We start from the raw sequence: 16,604 nt of genomic DNA on the forward strand, positions 1-16,604 counted from the left end.
ATGGACGCCGCGGCCGGGGCCGCCACCCGCGCGGGCAGGGCGCGGGAGTCTTCTCGGGAAGGGGCTCAGCCCTTCGTGCCGCCCGCGGTGAGGCCGGTCACCAGGTTCTTCTGCACGAGGTAGAAGAACGCGGACACCGGTATCGCGATGAGCACGGCCGTCGCGGCCATCAGGTTGCGCTGGGCGTCGTGCTCGCTCACGAAGCTCTGGAGGCCGACGGCGAAGGTGTACTTCTCGTCGTCCAGCAGGAACGTGGTGGCGAAGGCGACCTCACCGAAGGCGGTGATGAAGCTGTAGAACGCGGCCACCGCGAGGCCCGGCCGGGCGAGCGGCAGGATCAGCCGGAAGAAGGTGCCGAACGGGGAGAGCCCGTCGACCCGGCCGGCCTCGTCGATCTCGAAGGGGATGGTGTCGAAGTACCCCTTCAGCAGCCAGGCGCAGTACGGGACCGCGGTGGAGCAGTAGACGAGGATCAGGCCGAGGTAGGTGTCGATGAGCCGGAGCTCCGACAGGATCTGGTACATCGGCACGATCAGCACGGCGATCGGGAACATCTGGGTGCACAGCAGCACCCACATGAACTTCTTGTAGCCGGGGAAGCGCATGCGGGAGACCGCGTAGCCGGTGGTGGCCGCGATCATGACGCCGATGACGGTGGTGCCGAGCGAGACGATCAGCGTGCTCTTCAGCCAGTCGAAGAAGTTGGTCTCCTGGAGCACGAAGCTGTAGTTGTCCAGGGTCATCGTCGACCAGATGCGCCCGGGGTGCAGGTAGTCGTCCTTGTCCGGGCCGAGGGACAGGAAGACCAGCCAGACGATCGGGAAGAGGGCGATCAGGCTCGCGAGGACGAGCAGGCCGTGGGAGGTGAGGGTCCCGGCGAGGCCGCGCCCGCCGCGCCGGCGCGCCTTCGCGGGCGCGGGGGCGGCCTGGTCCGCGGCGGCGGACTTGGTGATGGTCGTGGTGCTCATGGGGGCTCCTGCCTCAGATCGCGGCTTGCTCATCGCGGTTCAGCCAGCGGCGGTAGAAGGAGGTGAAGACGATCAGGATGCCCAGCAGCAGGATGCCGTAGGCGGCCGACTCGGCGAACTCGCGCGGTTGCTGCCCGAAGCCGAGCTGGTAGGCCCAGGTGACCAGGATCTGCGCGTCGGGGGCGGTGTTGCCGAACAGCAGGAAGATGATCGCGAACTGGTTGAAGGTCCAGATGACGCCGAGCAGGATCACCGTGGAGCTGACGGTGCGCAGGCCGGGCAGCGTGACGTAGCGGAACTGCTGCCAGCGGCTCGCCCCGTCCATCTCCGCGGCCTCGTACAGCGTGCTGTCGATCGACTGCAGGCCGCCGAGCAGCGACAGCATCATGAACGGCACACCGCACCAGGTGTTGACCATGATCGCGGCGAACCGCTGCCAGAAGGTGTCCTCCAGCCACGCCGGGGTGGGCAGGCCGAGGAAGTCGAGACCGGAGTTGATCAGGCCGCTGTCGGCGAGCATGAAGCGCCAGCCGAAGACGGTGGTGAACGTCGGCACGGCCCACGGCAGGATCAGGATCAGCCGGTAGAAGGTGCGCCCGCGCAGCTTCTGGTTGAGCAGCAGCGCGAGGCCGAGCCCGAGGGAGTAGTGCAGGGCGACGCAGGCGGCCGTCCAGAAGACGGTCCAGATGAAGTGCGACCAGAAGCGGTCGTAGGCGGTCTCGCCCCAGAGGATGTCCGCGTAGTTGTCGAACCCGATGAACTTGTAGGTGGCCTCGATCTCGTTGACGCCGATCGTGCGGGCCGAGTTCAGGCTGTCGGCGTCGGTGAGCGTCAGGTAGAAGCCGTAGGCCAGGGGGTACAGCACGAGGGCGCCGAGTACGAGGATGACCGGGGTGATCATCGCGTAGGCGTACCAGTACCTCTGGTAGCTGTTCTTGAGACGGCGGCCCAGGCCGGACCGGGGACCGCGGTCACCGCTCCGCTTGCCGGTCGCACGATCGATGGCGACTGTCATGGTTCGACACCTTCTGGGAAGTTTCGGTACGGCTCACAGGCCGATGGCCGCCGGATCCTTCCCCCCTTGAACCGGAGGATCCGGCGGCCACGCGGGCTTACTTGCTGAAGTCCGGGACCAGCTTGGCGATCGCGGTCTCAGCGTTGCTCAGCCCCTCGTCCAGGGACACCTTGCCGCCGGCGACCTTGAGCAGTTCGTCGTCGAGCGGGCCCCACAGCGAGCTGTACTCGGGCAGCGCGGGACGGGGCTGGGCGGCGGAGAGCACCGTCTGGTAGCCGGCGATGCCCGGGTCGGCCTTGACCTTGGCGGTGTAGGCGTCGTCGCGGGTCGGCAGCGTGTTGTTCTTCAGGGCGATGGTCTCCTGGGCCTTCGCCGAGGTCATGAAGTTCACGAACTTCAGCGCGGCCTTCTGGTGCGCCTCGTCCGAGCCCGCGTAGACGGACAGGTTGTGCCCGCCGGTCGGGGCGCCCGCCTTGCCGGAGGAGCCGGCCGGGACGGTGGCGATGCCCAGGTTGTTCTTGTCCTTGAAGGCGGAACCCTTGTAGAAGTTCGTGATCTCCCACGGGCCCTGGATGATCGAGGCGACCTTGCCGTTGACGAACGCCTCCTGGATGTGGGCGTAGGCGTCGGCGGTGGTGTCGGCCTTGTGCAGGCCCTTGCCGTTGAACAGGGACTGCCAGGTGGCGTAGCCCTTCTTGGCGGCGGGCGAGGTGACCGTGATCTTCTTGGCGTCGACGTCGACGGTGTCGGCGCCCTCGCCGTAGAGGAAGGACTGGGCGTAGTAGGACTGGGTGGAGCCCCAGTAGCCGTCGACGCCGGTCTTGGCCTTGATCGTGGCGGCGGCCTTCTTCAGGTCGTCCCAGGTCTTGGGGGCCTCGACGCCGGCCTTCTCGAACAGCGCCTTGTTGTAGACGAGGGCCAGGGTGTCCGTGGTGAAGGGGACGCCGTAGGTCTTGCCCTCGTACTTGGCCTGCTCGATCAGGTTGGGCTTGAACTTGGACTGCTCGGTCAGGGCCTCGGTGCCGTCCAGCGGCAGGAAGAAGCCCTTCTTGGCGAACGCCGGGGTCCAGCCGACCTCGGAGCGCAGCACGTCAGGGGCGCCCTTGGAACCGGCGGCCGTGTCGAACTTGTTCTGCGCCTGGTCGAAGGGGACGTTGACGTACTTGACCTTGATGCCCTTGTTGGCGGCCTCGAACTCCTTGACCAGCGCCTGGTACGTCGGTGCCTCGTTGGTCGCGTTGGAGGTGTCCCACCAGGTGATGGTGACCGGCCCGTCCGAGCTGTCGCTGCTGTCGTCTCCGCCGCAGGCCGTCGCCGCGAGGGCGAGGGACGCCACCAGCGCGGTGGCCGCTATGCCACGCCGCATGAGTTCTCCTTGAGGGTGAAAGCCCGAGTGTGGGCCGCCTGGGCCCCTGACAGGGCGCGGCCCCGTCTGCCGCTCCCTGCCGACTGCCGACTGCGCCGAGGGGGACCCCCCGCTCGGGCGGTGCCGAGAGTGGGGGAGGCAGCCGGGCGACGTGAACGTAACAGCGATGCAATAGTTGCGAAAGACCTTGCAGAAAAAAAGTGCAAGGTGTCACCGAAGTTATTCGGACGTGACCTCCTGTAGACCACTGCGAGACCGTTGTCCTACGCGGTTGAGCGGGTACGGTCGGTGTTGTGCAAGACTTGCAAGCTCTTGCCGTTCGTTTCAGAGGGGACGCCATGCCGCAGCAACCCGCAGTGCGCCGGCCAACTCGCATCCGGCGCCCGGCTGGTGGGCAAGCCGACACCCGGCCGGTACAGTCCCACCCTGTGACCACACGGCTTGCGGACATCGCTGCGCAGGCGGGGGTGAGCGAAGCGACCGTCAGCCGCGTCCTCAACGGGAAGCCCGGCGTCGCCGCCACCACCCGCCAGTCCGTGCTGGCCGCACTCGACGTGCTCGGCTACGAGCGCCCCGTGCGGCTGCGGCAGCGCAGCGCCGGCCTGGTCGGGCTGATCACGCCCGAGCTGGAGAACCCGATATTCCCGGCCCTCGCCCAGGTCATCGGACAGGCGTTGACCCGGCAGGGCTACACCCCCGTGCTCGCCACCCAGACCCCCGGCGGCTCGACCGAGGACGAGCTGACCGAGATGCTGGTGGACCGGGGGGTCGCGGGCATCATCTACGTGTCGGGACTGCACGCCGACACCACCGCCGACATGCAGCGCTACGAGCAGCTGCGGGCGCAGGGGGTGCCGTTCGTCCTGGTCGACGGCTTCTCGCCGAAGGTGCAGGCACCGTTCATCTCCCCCGACGACCGGGCGGCGATGACCCTCGCGGTCACGCACCTGGTCTCCCTCGGCCACACCAGGATCGGGCTGGCCCTCGGCCCGAAGCGGTTCGTTCCGGTGCAGCGGAAGATCGACGGGTTCGTCCGGGCCGTGCAGGACCAGCTGGGACTGCCCGCCACGGTGATCGAGTCGGAGCTGATCCAGCACTCGCTGTACACCCTGGAGGGCGGCCAGGCCGCCACCATGGCGCTGATCGACCGGGACTGCACCGCGGTGGTCTGCGCCAGCGACATGATGGCGCTGGGCGCCATACGCGCGGCCCGCCAGCTCGGCCTGGAGGTGCCCCGGGACGTCTCCGTCGTCGGCTTCGACGACTCCCCGCTGATCGCCTTCACCGATCCGCCGCTGACCACGGTCCGCAAGCCGGTGCCGGCCATGGGCCAGGCCGCGGTGCGCACGCTGCTGGAGGAGATCGGCGGGACGCCCGCGCCGCACAGCGAGTTCGTGTTCATGCCGGAGCTGGTGGTGCGCGGTTCGACCGCTTCGGCCCCCGGGGACCGGAATCGTCCGTAAGGCGGAGAACGCCGGGCCGGGCGCCGCACGCCCGTGGTACGAAGGGTGGTCCGGCGGTGGTAGAACATGCGACCAGGACCCGACCGGGGGATGATCGGGGAGGGAACGCTGATCTGGCAGACTCTGTGCCCATGAGTGAGACGACCGTGACGACCCCGGAAGGCCGAGCAGCGGCCGTTCCGCAGACCGTCGCGGACGATGCCGCGGAGGGATCGGGACAGAGCGCGCCGAAGGTGCTGCGCCGTCTGCGCGCACCGCGCCGTCCGCGGCTGTGGTTCGAGATCTTGCTGATCGCGGTGAGTTACTGGACGTACTCGCTGATCCGCAACGCCGTGCCCGAGCAGAAGGCGCAGGCGCTGCGCAACGCGGACTGGATCTGGAAAGCCGAGCAGCAGCTCGGGATAGCCGTCGAGCAGTCGGTCAACCACACGATCAACGCCGTGACTTGGCTGATCGTGGGCATGAACTACTACTACGCGACGCTGCACTTCGTGGTGACGCTCGGCGTGCTGGTGTGGCTCTACCGCAGCCATCCCGGCCGCTACGCCGCGACCCGCCTGGCACTGTTCGCGACGACCGGCGTCGCGCTGGTCGGCTACTACCTGTTCCCGCTCGCCCCGCCCCGCCTGATGAACGGCGAGGGCTTCATCGACACGGTCCTGGTCCACCAGACCTGGGGATCGATGGCCTCCGGCGACCTGAAGAACATGTCCAACCAGTACGCCGCGATGCCGTCGATGCACATCGGCTGGTCCCTGTGGTGCGGACTGACCCTCTTCGCGCTGGCCGGCGTCCCGTGGGTGCGGGTGCTCGGCCTGCTCTACCCCACGGCCACCCTGGTCGTCATCGTCGCCACCGCCAACCACTTCTGGCTGGACGCGGTGGGCGGCGTCCTGTGCCTGGCCTTCGGCTACGGGGTGGTCCGCGTCTGGTACGGCGCCCTCCCGCACGCCCTGCCGAGGCTGGTGCACACGCCCGCGCCCCGGGCCCTCCTGCCGACCAAGGCCTGACACCTCCCGCGCCGCCGCACGGCCTCCCGGCGGAGGGCCGGCTCGCCTACGGCAACGCCGGCCCGCTCCCCGCCGCCTCGCGCAGTGCCTCCAGGAACGCCGTCAGGGCCGGCTGCGCGGGCGCCGCGGGACGCAGGGCGGCCAGGATGGTGCGGGACGGTTCCGGCGCCTTCAGACGGCGTACGACGACGTCCGGGTGCCGGCCGCCGAGACCGAGGCGCGGGATCAGGGTGACGCCCAGGCCCGCCGCGACGAACCCCTGGGCCGTGACGTAGTCCTCGCTGTCGACGACGAACCGGGGCTGGAAGCCCGCCGCCGCGCAGGCCGCGAGCTGGGCGTCCAGGCAGGGTCCCGGCCACTCGCTGCCCACCCACGGCTCCTCCGCCAGTTCCGCCAGGTCCAGGCTGCGCCGGGCCGCCAGCGGGTGCCCCTTGGGCAGGACGGCGAGGTACGGGTCGTCCAGCAGCCGCAGCAGCCGCACGCCGTCCTGGACGCCCTCCCCGGCGGGCTCCGGCCGGCCCACCACCAGGGCCAGGTCGGCCCGGCCCTCGCGCACGTCCGGCAGCGGGTCCCGGGGGTCGGCCAGCCGCAGCTCCACCTGCACCCCCGGGTGCAGTTCCCGCAGCCGCGCCACCGCCGGCGCCACCAGCGCGGCCCCCGCCGTCGCGAAGTACCGCACCGAGAGCCGGCCCGTGCGCCCCGCCAGCAGATCGGCGAGCGCGGTCTCGGCCTCGGCGACCCGCCGGGCGATCGCGTCGGCGTGCTCGGTCAGCAGCAGGCCCGCCGCCGTGGGCCGCACCCCGCGCCCCACCCGCTCCAGCAGCTCCGCGCCCGCCTCCTTCTCCAGCGCCGCGATCTGCTGGCTGACCGCGGAGGGCGTGTACCCGAGCCGGGCCGCCGCCGCGGTCACCGAGCCGCCGGCGACCACGGCCCGCAGCACCTGCATCCGTCGCACATCAAGCCGCATGTAGTCCAGCTTAACCCTGCTTCAGAACCTTTCACTTGTCCTCAAGCGGGAACGCGCGGACCGTGGAGGCATGTCCCTCGCCTCCAGCGTCCGCATGGCCGTCCTCGCCCTCCTGTGGGGCTCCGGCTTCCTCTGGATCAAACTCGCCCTCGACCACGGCCTCGGCCCCGCCCAGATCACCATCGCCCGCTGCGCCCTCGGCACCGCCGTGCTGCTGCTCCTGGCCCGCTGGGCCGGCCAGCGGCTGCCCCGCGACCGGGCCGTCTGGGGCCGTCTCGTGGTGGCCGCGCTGTTCTGCAACGCCCTGCCGTTCGCCCTGTTCAGCCTGGGTGAACAGACCGTCGACTCGGGCATCGCGGGGGTCCTGAACGCGACCACGCCGCTGTGGTCGCTGCTGATCGGCGTGCTGCTCGGCACCGACCGCGGCCTGGGCCGGACACGCCTGGCCGGGCTGCTGCTGGGCTTCGCCGGCACGCTGCTGATCTTCGCTCCCTGGCAGCGCTCGGACCTGCTGAGCTGGGGCGCCGCCGCGCTGCTGGCCGCCGCCGCGAGCTACGCCGTGGCGTTCGCGTACATGGCCCGGCACCTCACCGACCGCCGGGCCCCGCTGGCGCTGTCGGCGGCGCAGCTGCTCACCGCCACCGGCTGGACCGCGTTCGCCCTGCCGGTGGCCGGGCCGGTGGACGCCGACCTCACCGCGCTCCTCGCGGTGACCGCGCTCGGCGTGCTCGGCACCGGCGTGACCTTCTACCTCAACTACCGCCTCATCGCCGACGAGGGCGCGACCAGCGCGGCGACGGTCGGCTACCTGCTGCCGGTGGTGTCGGTGGCGCTGGGTGCGCTGGTGCTCGGCGAGGACGTGGGCGCGCGCGTGGTGGCGGGGATGGCGGTCGTACTGCTCGGGGTGGCGATGACCCGGCGCGCCCCGGCCCGGCCGCAGCCGGTGCCGGTGAGCGCGGTGCGCAGCTCGCCGCGGGCCGCTCAGGCGCCGTAGAACAGCTCGTCCACCACGGTCCGGGCCCGGCGCGTCGTCCTGCGGTAGGCGTCGAGCATGTCGCCCACGTGCCCCGGCCCGTACCCCAGGTAGCGGCCCACGGCGGCCAGCTCCCGCACGTCCGACGGGAAGGTGTCCCCGGCCCGGCCCCTGACCAGCATCACCGCGTTGCGCACCCGGGTGGCCAGGACCCATGCCTCGTCCAGGATCGCCGCGTCCTCGGCGGAGATCAGCCCGGCCTCGCGGGCCGCCGCGAGCGCCTCGCGGGTCCGGGTGGTGCGCAGCGCCCCGTGCTCGGCGCCGTGCCGCATCTGCAGGAGCTGCACGGTCCACTCCACGTCGGACAGGCCGCCCGGACCGAGCTTGGCGTGCAGCTTGGGGTCGACGCCGCGGGGCAGCCGCTCGGACTCCATGCGGGCCTTCAGCCGCCGGATCTCGCGCACCGCGTCCTCGTCCAGCCCGCGCGCGGGGTAGCGCAGCGGGTCGACCAGCTCGACGAACCTGCGGCCCAGGTCCGCGTCGCCGGCGACCGGCTCCGCCCGCAGCAGGGCCTGCGACTCCCAGACCAGGGACCACCGGCGGTAGTACGCCCCGTACGACTTCAGGGAACGGGCCAGCGGTCCCGACTTGCCCTCCGGGCGCAGGTCGGCGTCGATCAGCAGCGGCGGGTCGGCGCTCGGGATCTGGAGCAGGCGGCGCATCTCGGAGACGACCCGGGTGGCGGCCGCCGCGGCCTCCCGCTCGTCGACGCCTTCGCGCGGCTCGTGCACGAAGAGCACGTCGGCGTCGGAGCCGTAGCCCAGCTCGTGACCGCCGAAGCGGCCCATGCCGATGACGGCGAACCGGGTCGGCAGCTCGTCGCCCCAGGTGTCGCGCACCACCGCGCGCAGGGTGCCCGCGAGGGTCGCCGCGGTCAGGTCGGAGACGGCCGCGCCGACCCGGTCCACCAGGGCGCCCTGGTCCGCCTCGGCGGGCCGGTCCTCGGTGCCGTAGGAGCCGACGATGTCGGCGGCGGCCGTGCGGAACAGTTCCCGGCGGCGGACGCCGCGCGCCGCGGTCACCGCCTGCTCCGCGCTCCCGGCGCGGCCCACGGCGGCCAGGATCTCCTGCTCCAGGTGGGCGCGGCCGCGTGGCTCCAGGCCGCCGCCGTCGCCGTCGCCGAGCAGCGCCACCGCCTCAGGGGCGCGCATCAGCAGGTCGGGGGCGAGCCGGCCGGCCGACAGCACCCGGGCCAGGTTCTGCGCGGCTGCGCCCTCGTCCCGCAGCAGCCGCAGGTACCAGGGCGTCTTGCCGAGCGCGTCGGACACCTTGCGGAAGTTGAGCAGCCCCGCGTCGGGGTCGGCGGAGTCCGCGAACCAGCCCAGCAGCACCGGCAGCAGGGTGCGCTGGATGGCCGCCTTGCGGGTGACGCCGGAGGCCAGCGCCTCCAGGTGGCGCAGGGCGGCCGCGGGGTCGGCGTACCCGAGGGCGACGAGGCGTTCGCGGGCCGCCTCGGTGCTCAGCCGGGCCTCGCCGGGGGCGAGCTGGGCGACCGCGTCGAGCAGCGGCCGGTAGAACAGCTTCTCGTGCAGCCGGCGGACGACGGCCGCGTGCCGCTTCCACTCGCGGTTCAGCTCGCCCACCGGGTCGGTGCGCAGCCCGAGCGAGCGGCCGAGGCGCCGCTGGTCGGCCTCGCCCTCCGGGACGAGGTGGGTGCGGCGCAGCCGGTGGAGCTGGATGCGGTGCTCCATGGAGCGCAGGAAGCGGTACGCGTCCTCCAGCTGGGCGGCGTCCACGCGGCCCACGTACCCGCCCGCGGCGAGCGCCCGCAGCGCGTCCAGGGTGGTGCCGCTGCGCAGCGAGGCGTCGGCCCGGCCGTGCACCAGCTGGAGCAGCTGCACGGCGAACTCGACGTCCCGCAGCCCGCCGGGTGCCAGCTTGAGCTCCCGCTCGACCTCGGCGGCCGGGATGTTCTCCACCACCCGCCGCCGCATCTTCTGCACGTCGGCGACGAAGTTCTCGCGCTCCGCGGCCTGCCACACCAGCGGCGCGAGCGCCGCGATGTACTCCTCCCCCAGCTCCGCGTCGCCGGCGACCGGGCGGGCCTTGAGCAGTGCCTGGAACTCCCAGGTCTTGGCCCAGCGCTGGTAGTACGCCACATGGCTGCTGAGGGTGCGGACGAGGGGGCCGTTGCGCCCCTCGGGCCGCAGATTGGCGTCCACCGGCCAGATCGAGCCCTCGACGGTGGTCTCGGAGCAGATCCGCATCATGTGCGAGGCCAGCCTGGTGGCCGCCTGCAGCGCCTTGTTCTCGTCAGCGCCGTCCACCGCCTCGCCGACGAAGATGACGTCCACGTCGGAGACGTAGTTCAGCTCGTGGCCGCCGCACTTGCCCATCGCGATCACCGCGAGCCGGCACAGCGCGGCGTCCTCGGGCGCGGCGGCCCCCGCGATGCGCAGCGCGGCGCGCAGGGTGGCGGTGGCCAGGTCGGCCAGTTCGGCGGCGGCCTGGGCGACGTCGGTGGTGCCGCACACGTCGCGGGCCGCGATGGACAGCAGGCAGCGGCGGTAGGCGACCCGCAGCGTGACGGGGTCGTCGGCGCCGGCCAGGCAGCGCTCGAACTCCGCCACGCCGGGGTGCAGGTCGCGCGGCTCGTACCCGGCCAGCGCCTGCCAGTCGGCGGCGTGCCGGGCCAGGTGCTCACCGAGCGCGGCGGAGGCACCGAGCACGCCGAGCAGCCGGTCGCGCAGCGGCTTGGCCGCGATGACCGTGTCCAGCAGCTGCCGGCGGGCGGCGGGGGACGGCTGGGCCTCGAGCAGCCGGACCAGGCCGCGCAGCGCGAGGTCCGGGTCGGCGGTGGCGCCCAGTGCCTCCAGCAGCACCGGATCGTTGCGCACGGGTGCCAGCTCGGCGCTGTCCAGCAGCCGCTCGGCGGAGGTGGCGTCGGTGAAGCCGTGCCGCAGCAGCCGTGTGAAGGTACTGCTCCTGCGCCCCGGCGCCGTCATCCCAGGCCTCCCGTCCGGATCACGTCGTACGAGATCGATGTCGTACCAGATCAGCGTCGTACGTGCCGAGCCTATCCGGAGCGGGCGGGGACGGTGCCGGTGAGTCCGGGCGGAGGACGGCGCGGGCCGGGCGGACGGGCGAGCCGGCGGCCGCCGGGCGGGGGTCCGGCCACGGCTCGCGACACGCCGTCGGGCACCGGGTGGCGCCGCGGACCGTTTTCGGCTTCGGTAAGGGACAGCCGTTCCGCCGGACGAGGTGGCGGTTCGGTGCCCAGCCCCGCACGACGCCGGCGTCGACGAAGGAGTGGCCTTGATGGACCTGACCCTCGAAGTGATCCCGCTGCCCGTCAGCGACATCGACCGCGCCCGCGACTTCTACCGCGACAAGGTCGGCTTCCACGTCGACATCGACCAGGAGGTCATGCCGGGCATGCGCATCGTGCAGCTCACCCCGCCCGGCTCCGGCTGCTCGATCGCCCTCGGCGACAGCGTCTGGGAGCTGGCCAAGGGCCCGAAGCCGGCGCCGGGTTCCTACCAGGGCCTCCAGCTGTGCGTGGCCGACATCGAGGCGGCCCGGGCCGAGCTGCTGGAGCGCGGCCTGGAGGTGTCGGAGCCGGTGCGGTACGCGGAGGACGACGGGGCGACGTTCATGTACTTCAAGGACCCCGACGGCAACGGCTGGTCGGTCCAGGAGTACCGCAGGCGGGCGACGGAGCCGCTGTACCGGGTGCTGGCGGAGCTGGCGCGCAAGCAGCAGCAGTAGGGCCCCGGGGACGGCGGCCACCCCGCCGTCCCCGCACGCGCCCTACAGCACCGGCAGGTTCTTGCGCAGCTCGAAGGCCGTCACCTCGGAGCGGTACTCCTCCCACTCCTGCCGCTTGTTGCGCAGGAAGAAGTCGAAGACGTGTTCGCCCAGGGTCTCGGCGACCAGGTCGCTGCCCTCCATGAGGGTCAGGGCCTCGCCGAGGTTCTGCGGGAGCGGTTCGATGCCCATGGCGCGGCGTTCGGCGTTGGACAGGGCCCACACGTCGTCCTCGGCGCCGGGCGGGAGTTCGTAGCCCTCCTCGATGCCCTTGAGGCCGGCGGCCAGGAGGACGGCGTAGGCGAGGTAGGGGTTGGCGCCGGAGTCCAGGGAGCGGACCTCGACGCGGGCCGAGCCGGTCTTGCCCGGCTTGTACATCGGCACGCGGACCAGGGCGGAGCGGTTGTTGTGGCCCCAGCAGATGTAGGAGGGTGCCTCGCCGCCGGCGCCGGCGGTGCGCTCGGAGCCGCCCCAGATGCGCTTGTACGAGTTGACCCACTGGTTGGTGACGGCGGAGATCTCGGCGGCGTGCCGGAGCAGGCCCGCGATGAAGGAGCGGCCCACCTTGGAGAGCTGGTACTCGGCGCCGGACTCGTAGAACGCGTTGCGGTCGCCCTCGAAGAGCGAGAGGTGGGTGTGCATGCCGCTGCCGGGGTGCTCGGAGAACGGCTTCGGCATGAAGGTGGCCTGGACGCCCTGCTCCAGGGCGACCTGCTTCATGACCAGGCGGAAGGTCATGATGTTGTCGGCGGTGGAGAGCGCGTCGGCGTAGCGGAGGTCGATCTCCTGCTGGCCGGGGGCGCCCTCGTGGTGGGAGAACTCGACCGAGATGCCCATGGACTCCAGCATGGTGATCGCCTGGCGGCGGAAGTCCATGCCGATGTTCTGCGGGGTGTGGTCGAAGTAGCCGGAGTTGTCGGCGGGGGTGGGGCGCGAGCCGTCCAGCGGGCGGTCCTTCAGGAGGAAGAACTCGATCTCCGGGTGGGTGTAGAAGGTGAAGCCCAGGTCGGAGGTGCGGGCCAGGGCGCGCTTGAGGACGTAGCGCGGGTCCGCGAAGGACGGGGAGCCGTCCGGCATGAGGATGTCGCAGAACATCCGGGCGGTGCCGGGGGCCTCCGCGCGCCAGGGCAGGACCTGGAAGGTGGACGGGTCGGGCTTGGCGATCATGTCGGACTCGTAGACGCGGGCGAAGCCCTCGATCGCGGAGCCGTCGAAGCCGATGCCCTCGTCGAAGGCCTGCTCCAGCTCGGCCGGGGCGACGGCGACGGACTTGAGGAAGCCCAGCACGTCCGTGAACCACAGGCGTACGAACCGGATGTCGCGCTCCTCCAAGGTCCGGAGCACGAACTCCTGCTGCTTGTCCATCTTCCGCTTCCCCATCCTTGCTGGTCAGGCCGCCGGCCCCGGGCACCACCGGGAGGCGGTCGGGCACCTGAGCATCCCACCACAACACCATTTCACGCGCGTTGCGGACCTCGATCGGCCGGCCGGCCCCGCTCTGAACGGCTCGGGTACGGCAGATGTACGGCCCTGACGCCCATCTTGCCTGCTCGCGCCGGCCTGCGTAACGGCCGCCCGGCAGGCGGTGGCCCCCGGTGCGGATCGGGCCATTCCGCGAAGATTCCCGTGGCCGCCTACAACAGCGTCGGTGTACCCCATTACGATCAGCGCACCCGACCGTCTCCCGCTCCCCAGAAGGGCCAGCCCCATGGGTTCCGCCAAGAACAAGAGCAGTACGGCACGTCAGGCGCGCATAGCCGAGATGCGGCGCGCCGAGCAGGCCCGCGAGCGCCGCAACCGGATCCTCACCATCGGCGTCAGCGCGGTGGTCGTGGCGGGTCTGGTCGTCGGCGGTGTCGTGCTGGTGCGGTCGCAGTCCGGCGACTCCGACAGCGCGGCGAGCGACGACAAGACGTCGGGGAAGTTCGTCACCGGCTCGGACGGCGTACGGACGTGGAAGGGGACGCTGTCGCGGACCCACGTCAAGACGGACGTGAAGTACGGCATGGAGCCGCCGGTCGGCGGTGACCACCACCAGGCGTGGATGAACTGCAACGGGGACGTCTACACCAAGGAACTGAACAACGTGAACGCCGTGCACTCGCTGGAGCACGGCGCGGTCTGGGTCACGTACACCAGCAAGGCGGACAAGGCGGACGTGGAGAAGCTGTCCGCGAAGGTCAAGAGCACGCCGTACACCCTGATGAGCCCGAACGAGGACCAGGCCGCCCCCCTGATGCTGACGGCGTGGGGCCACCAGCGGACGGTGACCGGCGCGGACGACCCGGCCGTGGGCGCGTTCTTCGAGAAGTACGTCCAGGGCGAGCAGACCCCCGAGAAGGGTGCCGCCTGCACGGGCGGACTGCCCCAGTGAGGCAGGCGCAGGCCGGGTGGATCGCGGGCGCCGCGGCGGCGGTGCTCGTCGCGGCGGGCGCCGTCACCTACGCGGTCGCCTCGGACAGCGGCTCGCCGCGGGTGCCCACCGCGGACTCGGCGGACGCCGGCTTCGCCCGTGACATGGCGGTCCACCACCAGCAGGCCGTGGAGATGTCGTACATCGTGCGCGACCGCACCCGCGACGAGGAGGTGCGGCGCCTGGCGTACGACATCGCGCAGACCCAGGCCAACCAGCGGGGCATGCTGCTGGGCTGGCTGGACCTGTGGGAGCTGCCGAAGGTGTCCGCGAAGCCCCCGATGAGCTGGATGGGCATGGGGAACGCGCCCTCGCGGGGCGACGGCTCGCTGATGCCGGGCATGGCGACCGACGACGAGCTGGCCCGGCTGGGCAGGCTCAGCGGCCGGGACGCCGAGGTGTACTTCCTGAAGCTGATGACCGAGCACCACAAGGGCGGCGTGCACATGGCCGAGGGCTGCGTCTCCGCGTGCACGGTCGAGGTGGAGAAGGAGCTGGCCCAGGGGATGGTGGAGGCGCAGCAGTCGGAGATCGACCTGATGGCCGACATGCTCGCGGAGCGGGGCGCGGAGGCCAGCTGAGCGGTCCGGGCGGGCGCGCGGGCGGGAGGGCCGATCCGGCCGCCACCCCCCATTGCGTCGCTTTGACGATTACACTGGCCGCGTGCCTCGACTACGCCTCGCCCTGAACCAGATCGACTCGCGCGTCGGCGACCTCGCCGGGAACGCCGAGGCGATCGTCCGCTGGACCCGGCACTCCGCCGGGCGGGGAGCCCATCTGGCCGTGTTCCCCGAGATGGCGCTGACCGGGTATCCCGTCGAGGACCTGGCGCTGCGCCCGTCCTTCGTCGAGGCGTCCCGCGCGGCCCTGCGCTCGCTCGCCGCACGGCTCGCCGAGGAGGGTTTCGGCGAGCTGCCGGTGCTCGTCGGCTACCTGGACCGCTGCCCGACCGCCCAGCCGAAGTACGGCCAGCCGGCCGGGGCCCCGCAGAACGCGGCGGCGGTGCTGCACCGCGGCGCGGTGGCCCTCACCTTCGCCAAGCACCACCTGCCGAACTACGGCGTCTTCGACGAGTTCCGCTACTTCGTGCCCGGCGACAGCATGCCCGTGGTGCGGCTGCACGGCGTCGACATCGCGCTGGCCATCTGCGAGGACCTGTGGCAGGAGGGCGGGCGGGTGCCGGCCGCCCGGTCCGCCGGGGCGGGCCTGCTGATCTCCGTCAACGCCTCGCCGTACGAGCGCGACAAGGACGACACCCGGCTGGAGCTGGTCCGCAGGCGGGCCCAGGAGGCCGGCTGCACCACCGCCTACCTCGCCATGACGGGCGGGCAGGACGAGCTGGTGTTCGACGGTGACTCGATCGTGGTCGGCGCGGACGGCGAGGTGATCGCCCGGGCGGCGCAGTTCGCCGAGGAGTGCCTGGTCCTGGACCTGGACCTGCCGGCCGCGGTGCCGGACGCCCCGGCCGGCGTGGTCGACGACGGTCTGCGCGTCGACCGCCTGGTGCTCTCCGAGGAGCCGCTCGCACCGTACGAGCCGGAGTACACCGGCGGGTGCTCCGAGCGGCTGGACGACGACGAGGAGGTGTACGCGGCGCTCGTCACGGGCCTGCGCGCGTACGTCGTGAAGAACGGCTTCCGGTCCGTCCTCGTCGGCCTGTCCGGCGGGATCGACTCCGCGCTGGTCGCGGCGATCGCCTGCGACGCGGTGGGCGCGGAGAACGTGTACGGCGTGTCCATGCCCTCCAGGTACTCGTCCGAGCACTCCAGGGACGACGCGGCGGAGCTGGCCCGCCGTACCGGCCTGAACTTCCGCACGATCCCGATCGCGCCCATGTTCGACGCGTACATGGGGTCGCTGGGGCTGACCGGCCTGGCGGAGGAGAACCTCCAGTCCCGCCTGCGCGGCACGCTCCTGATGGCCCTCTCCAACCAGGAGGGCCACCTCGTGCTGGCCCCCGGCAACAAGTCCGAGCTGGCCGTCGGCTACTCCACCCTGTACGGCGACTCGGTGGGCGCGTACGGCCCCATCAAGGACGTCTACAAGACGTCGGTCTTCCGCCTCGCCCGGTGGCGCAACCGCGCGGCCGAGGCGCGCGGCGAGACCCCGCCCGTCCCGGAGAACTCGATCAGCAAGCCGCCGAGCGCCGAGCTGCGCCCCGGCCAGGTCGACACCGACTCGCTGCCGGACTACCCCGTCCTCGACGCGATCCTCGAGCGCTACGTCGACCGCGACGAGGGCGCCGGCACGATCGTCGCGGCCGGCTTCGATCCCGGACTGGTGGCGCGCACGCTGCGGCTGGTCGACACCGCCGAGTACAAGCGGCGCCAGTACCCGCCGGGCACCAAGATCTCCCCGAAGGGGTTCGGCAAGGACCGCCGGCTGCCGATCACCAACGGGTGGCGGGAGTAGGCGCCACCGGCGGGCGCGCGGCCGCGGGCAGGACTGCCGCCATCACGCGGCCGCGGCGAACGCGCCTCCACCCGGCAACACTGCCGCCCGCGCGCAGCCGCGGCGAACGCGCCTCCACCCGGCGGGACTACCGCCATCACGCGGCCGCGGCGAGCGGGTCGTGCCGGGGCGCGGCCGCGTGGCGGAGCCGCGGGCCGGTCCGGCCCCGGG

General features: G+C 72.0%; 13 protein-coding genes and 1 pseudogene. 8 read left to right on the plus strand and 6 right to left on the minus strand.

The features are described 5' to 3' along the window. Positions 1-65 precede the first annotated feature (65 nt). The 3 genes from SGLAU_RS10015 to SGLAU_RS10025 form a co-directional block, all read right to left on the minus strand. Positions 66-968 carry a sugar ABC transporter permease gene (locus SGLAU_RS10015; protein WP_043500304.1) on the minus strand — a complete coding sequence of 301 codons (903 nt, stop codon included), beginning with the start codon at positions 966-968 and terminating at the stop codon, positions 66-68. A 13-nt stretch (positions 969-981) separates the two neighbouring features. Further along, the gene (locus tag SGLAU_RS10020; RefSeq protein WP_043500306.1) at positions 982-1,983 is read right to left on the minus strand and encodes a carbohydrate ABC transporter permease; all 1,002 of its coding nucleotides are present in this window, start codon (positions 1,981-1,983) and stop codon (positions 982-984) included. Positions 1,984-2,080: 97 nt separating this feature from the next. Continuing rightward, a complete protein-coding gene (locus SGLAU_RS10025) occupies positions 2,081-3,349 on the minus strand; it encodes an extracellular solute-binding protein (RefSeq protein ID WP_043500308.1) in 1,269 nt (422 codons plus the stop codon). Between the two features lie 428 nt (positions 3,350-3,777). Here SGLAU_RS10025 and SGLAU_RS10030 point away from each other — a divergent pair, with 428 nt between their 5' ends. Together SGLAU_RS10030 and SGLAU_RS10035 are read left to right on the plus strand one after the other, a co-directional pair. Beyond that, positions 3,778-4,812 (plus strand): LacI family DNA-binding transcriptional regulator, encoded by a 1,035-nt coding sequence (locus SGLAU_RS10030; RefSeq protein ID WP_043500310.1) that lies wholly within the window; start codon positions 3,778-3,780, stop codon positions 4,810-4,812. Positions 4,813-4,943: 131 nt separating this feature from the next. Next, positions 4,944-5,822: a phosphatase PAP2 family protein gene (locus SGLAU_RS10035; protein WP_043500312.1), complete on the plus strand. Its 879-nt coding sequence runs from the start codon at positions 4,944-4,946 to the stop codon at positions 5,820-5,822. A 46-nt stretch (positions 5,823-5,868) separates the two neighbouring features. Here SGLAU_RS10035 and SGLAU_RS10040 read toward each other — a convergent pair whose 3' ends face one another. Next, positions 5,869-6,768, minus strand: coding sequence for a LysR family transcriptional regulator (locus SGLAU_RS10040; protein WP_043500313.1), 900 nt, complete (start codon positions 6,766-6,768; stop codon positions 5,869-5,871). 91 nt (positions 6,769-6,859) lie between these two features. On the opposite strand from SGLAU_RS10040, the gene SGLAU_RS10045 reads away from it, so the two are divergent. Beyond that, on the plus strand, positions 6,860-7,783 hold the full coding sequence (locus SGLAU_RS10045; RefSeq protein WP_043500315.1) for a DMT family transporter: 924 nt from the start codon (positions 6,860-6,862) through the stop codon (positions 7,781-7,783). Here the strand turns inward: SGLAU_RS10045 and SGLAU_RS10050 are convergent. Continuing rightward, a complete protein-coding gene (locus tag SGLAU_RS10050; RefSeq protein ID WP_043500317.1) occupies positions 7,771-10,767 on the minus strand; it encodes a bifunctional [glutamine synthetase] adenylyltransferase/[glutamine synthetase]-adenylyl-L-tyrosine phosphorylase in 2,997 nt (998 codons plus the stop codon). The genes SGLAU_RS10045 and SGLAU_RS10050 overlap by 13 nt on opposite strands. A 170-nt stretch (positions 10,768-10,937) precedes the next feature. Between SGLAU_RS10050 and SGLAU_RS36175 the strand changes: the two are divergent. Continuing rightward, a pseudogene (locus tag SGLAU_RS36175) lies at positions 10,938-11,081 on the plus strand (pyridoxamine 5'-phosphate oxidase family protein); the annotation flags it as partial. Beyond that, positions 11,081-11,530 carry a VOC family protein gene (locus tag SGLAU_RS10055; RefSeq protein ID WP_043500319.1) on the plus strand — a complete coding sequence of 150 codons (450 nt, stop codon included), beginning with the start codon at positions 11,081-11,083 and terminating at the stop codon, positions 11,528-11,530. The pseudogene SGLAU_RS36175 and the gene SGLAU_RS10055, both read left to right, overlap by 1 nt. A gap of 42 nt (positions 11,531-11,572) precedes the next feature. On the opposite strand, the gene glnA is transcribed toward SGLAU_RS10055, so the two are convergent. Further along, entirely contained in the window at positions 11,573-12,934 is a 1,362-nt protein-coding gene (gene glnA, locus SGLAU_RS10060) for a type I glutamate--ammonia ligase (protein ID WP_043500321.1), read from the minus strand. 343 nt (positions 12,935-13,277) lie between these two features. Between glnA and SGLAU_RS10065 the strand changes: the two genes are divergently transcribed. The 3 genes from SGLAU_RS10065 (at position 13,278) to SGLAU_RS10075 (ending at position 16,394) form a co-directional block, all read left to right on the plus strand. Then, on the plus strand, positions 13,278-13,943 hold the full coding sequence (locus tag SGLAU_RS10065; RefSeq protein WP_043500322.1) for a DUF3105 domain-containing protein: 666 nt from the start codon (positions 13,278-13,280) through the stop codon (positions 13,941-13,943). Further along, on the plus strand, positions 13,940-14,563 hold the full coding sequence (locus SGLAU_RS10070; RefSeq protein ID WP_043500324.1) for a DUF305 domain-containing protein: 624 nt from the start codon (positions 13,940-13,942) through the stop codon (positions 14,561-14,563). The genes SGLAU_RS10065 and SGLAU_RS10070 overlap by 4 nt, the downstream gene beginning before the upstream one ends. Positions 14,564-14,645: 82 nt before the next feature. Further along, positions 14,646-16,394, plus strand: coding sequence for an NAD+ synthase (locus tag SGLAU_RS10075; RefSeq protein WP_043500326.1), 1,749 nt, complete (start codon positions 14,646-14,648; stop codon positions 16,392-16,394). Positions 16,395-16,604: the final 210 nt, after the last annotated feature.

Source organism: Streptomyces glaucescens, assembly GCF_000761215.1.
Classification (GTDB): Bacteria; Actinomycetota; Actinomycetes; order Streptomycetales; family Streptomycetaceae; genus Streptomyces; species Streptomyces glaucescens_B.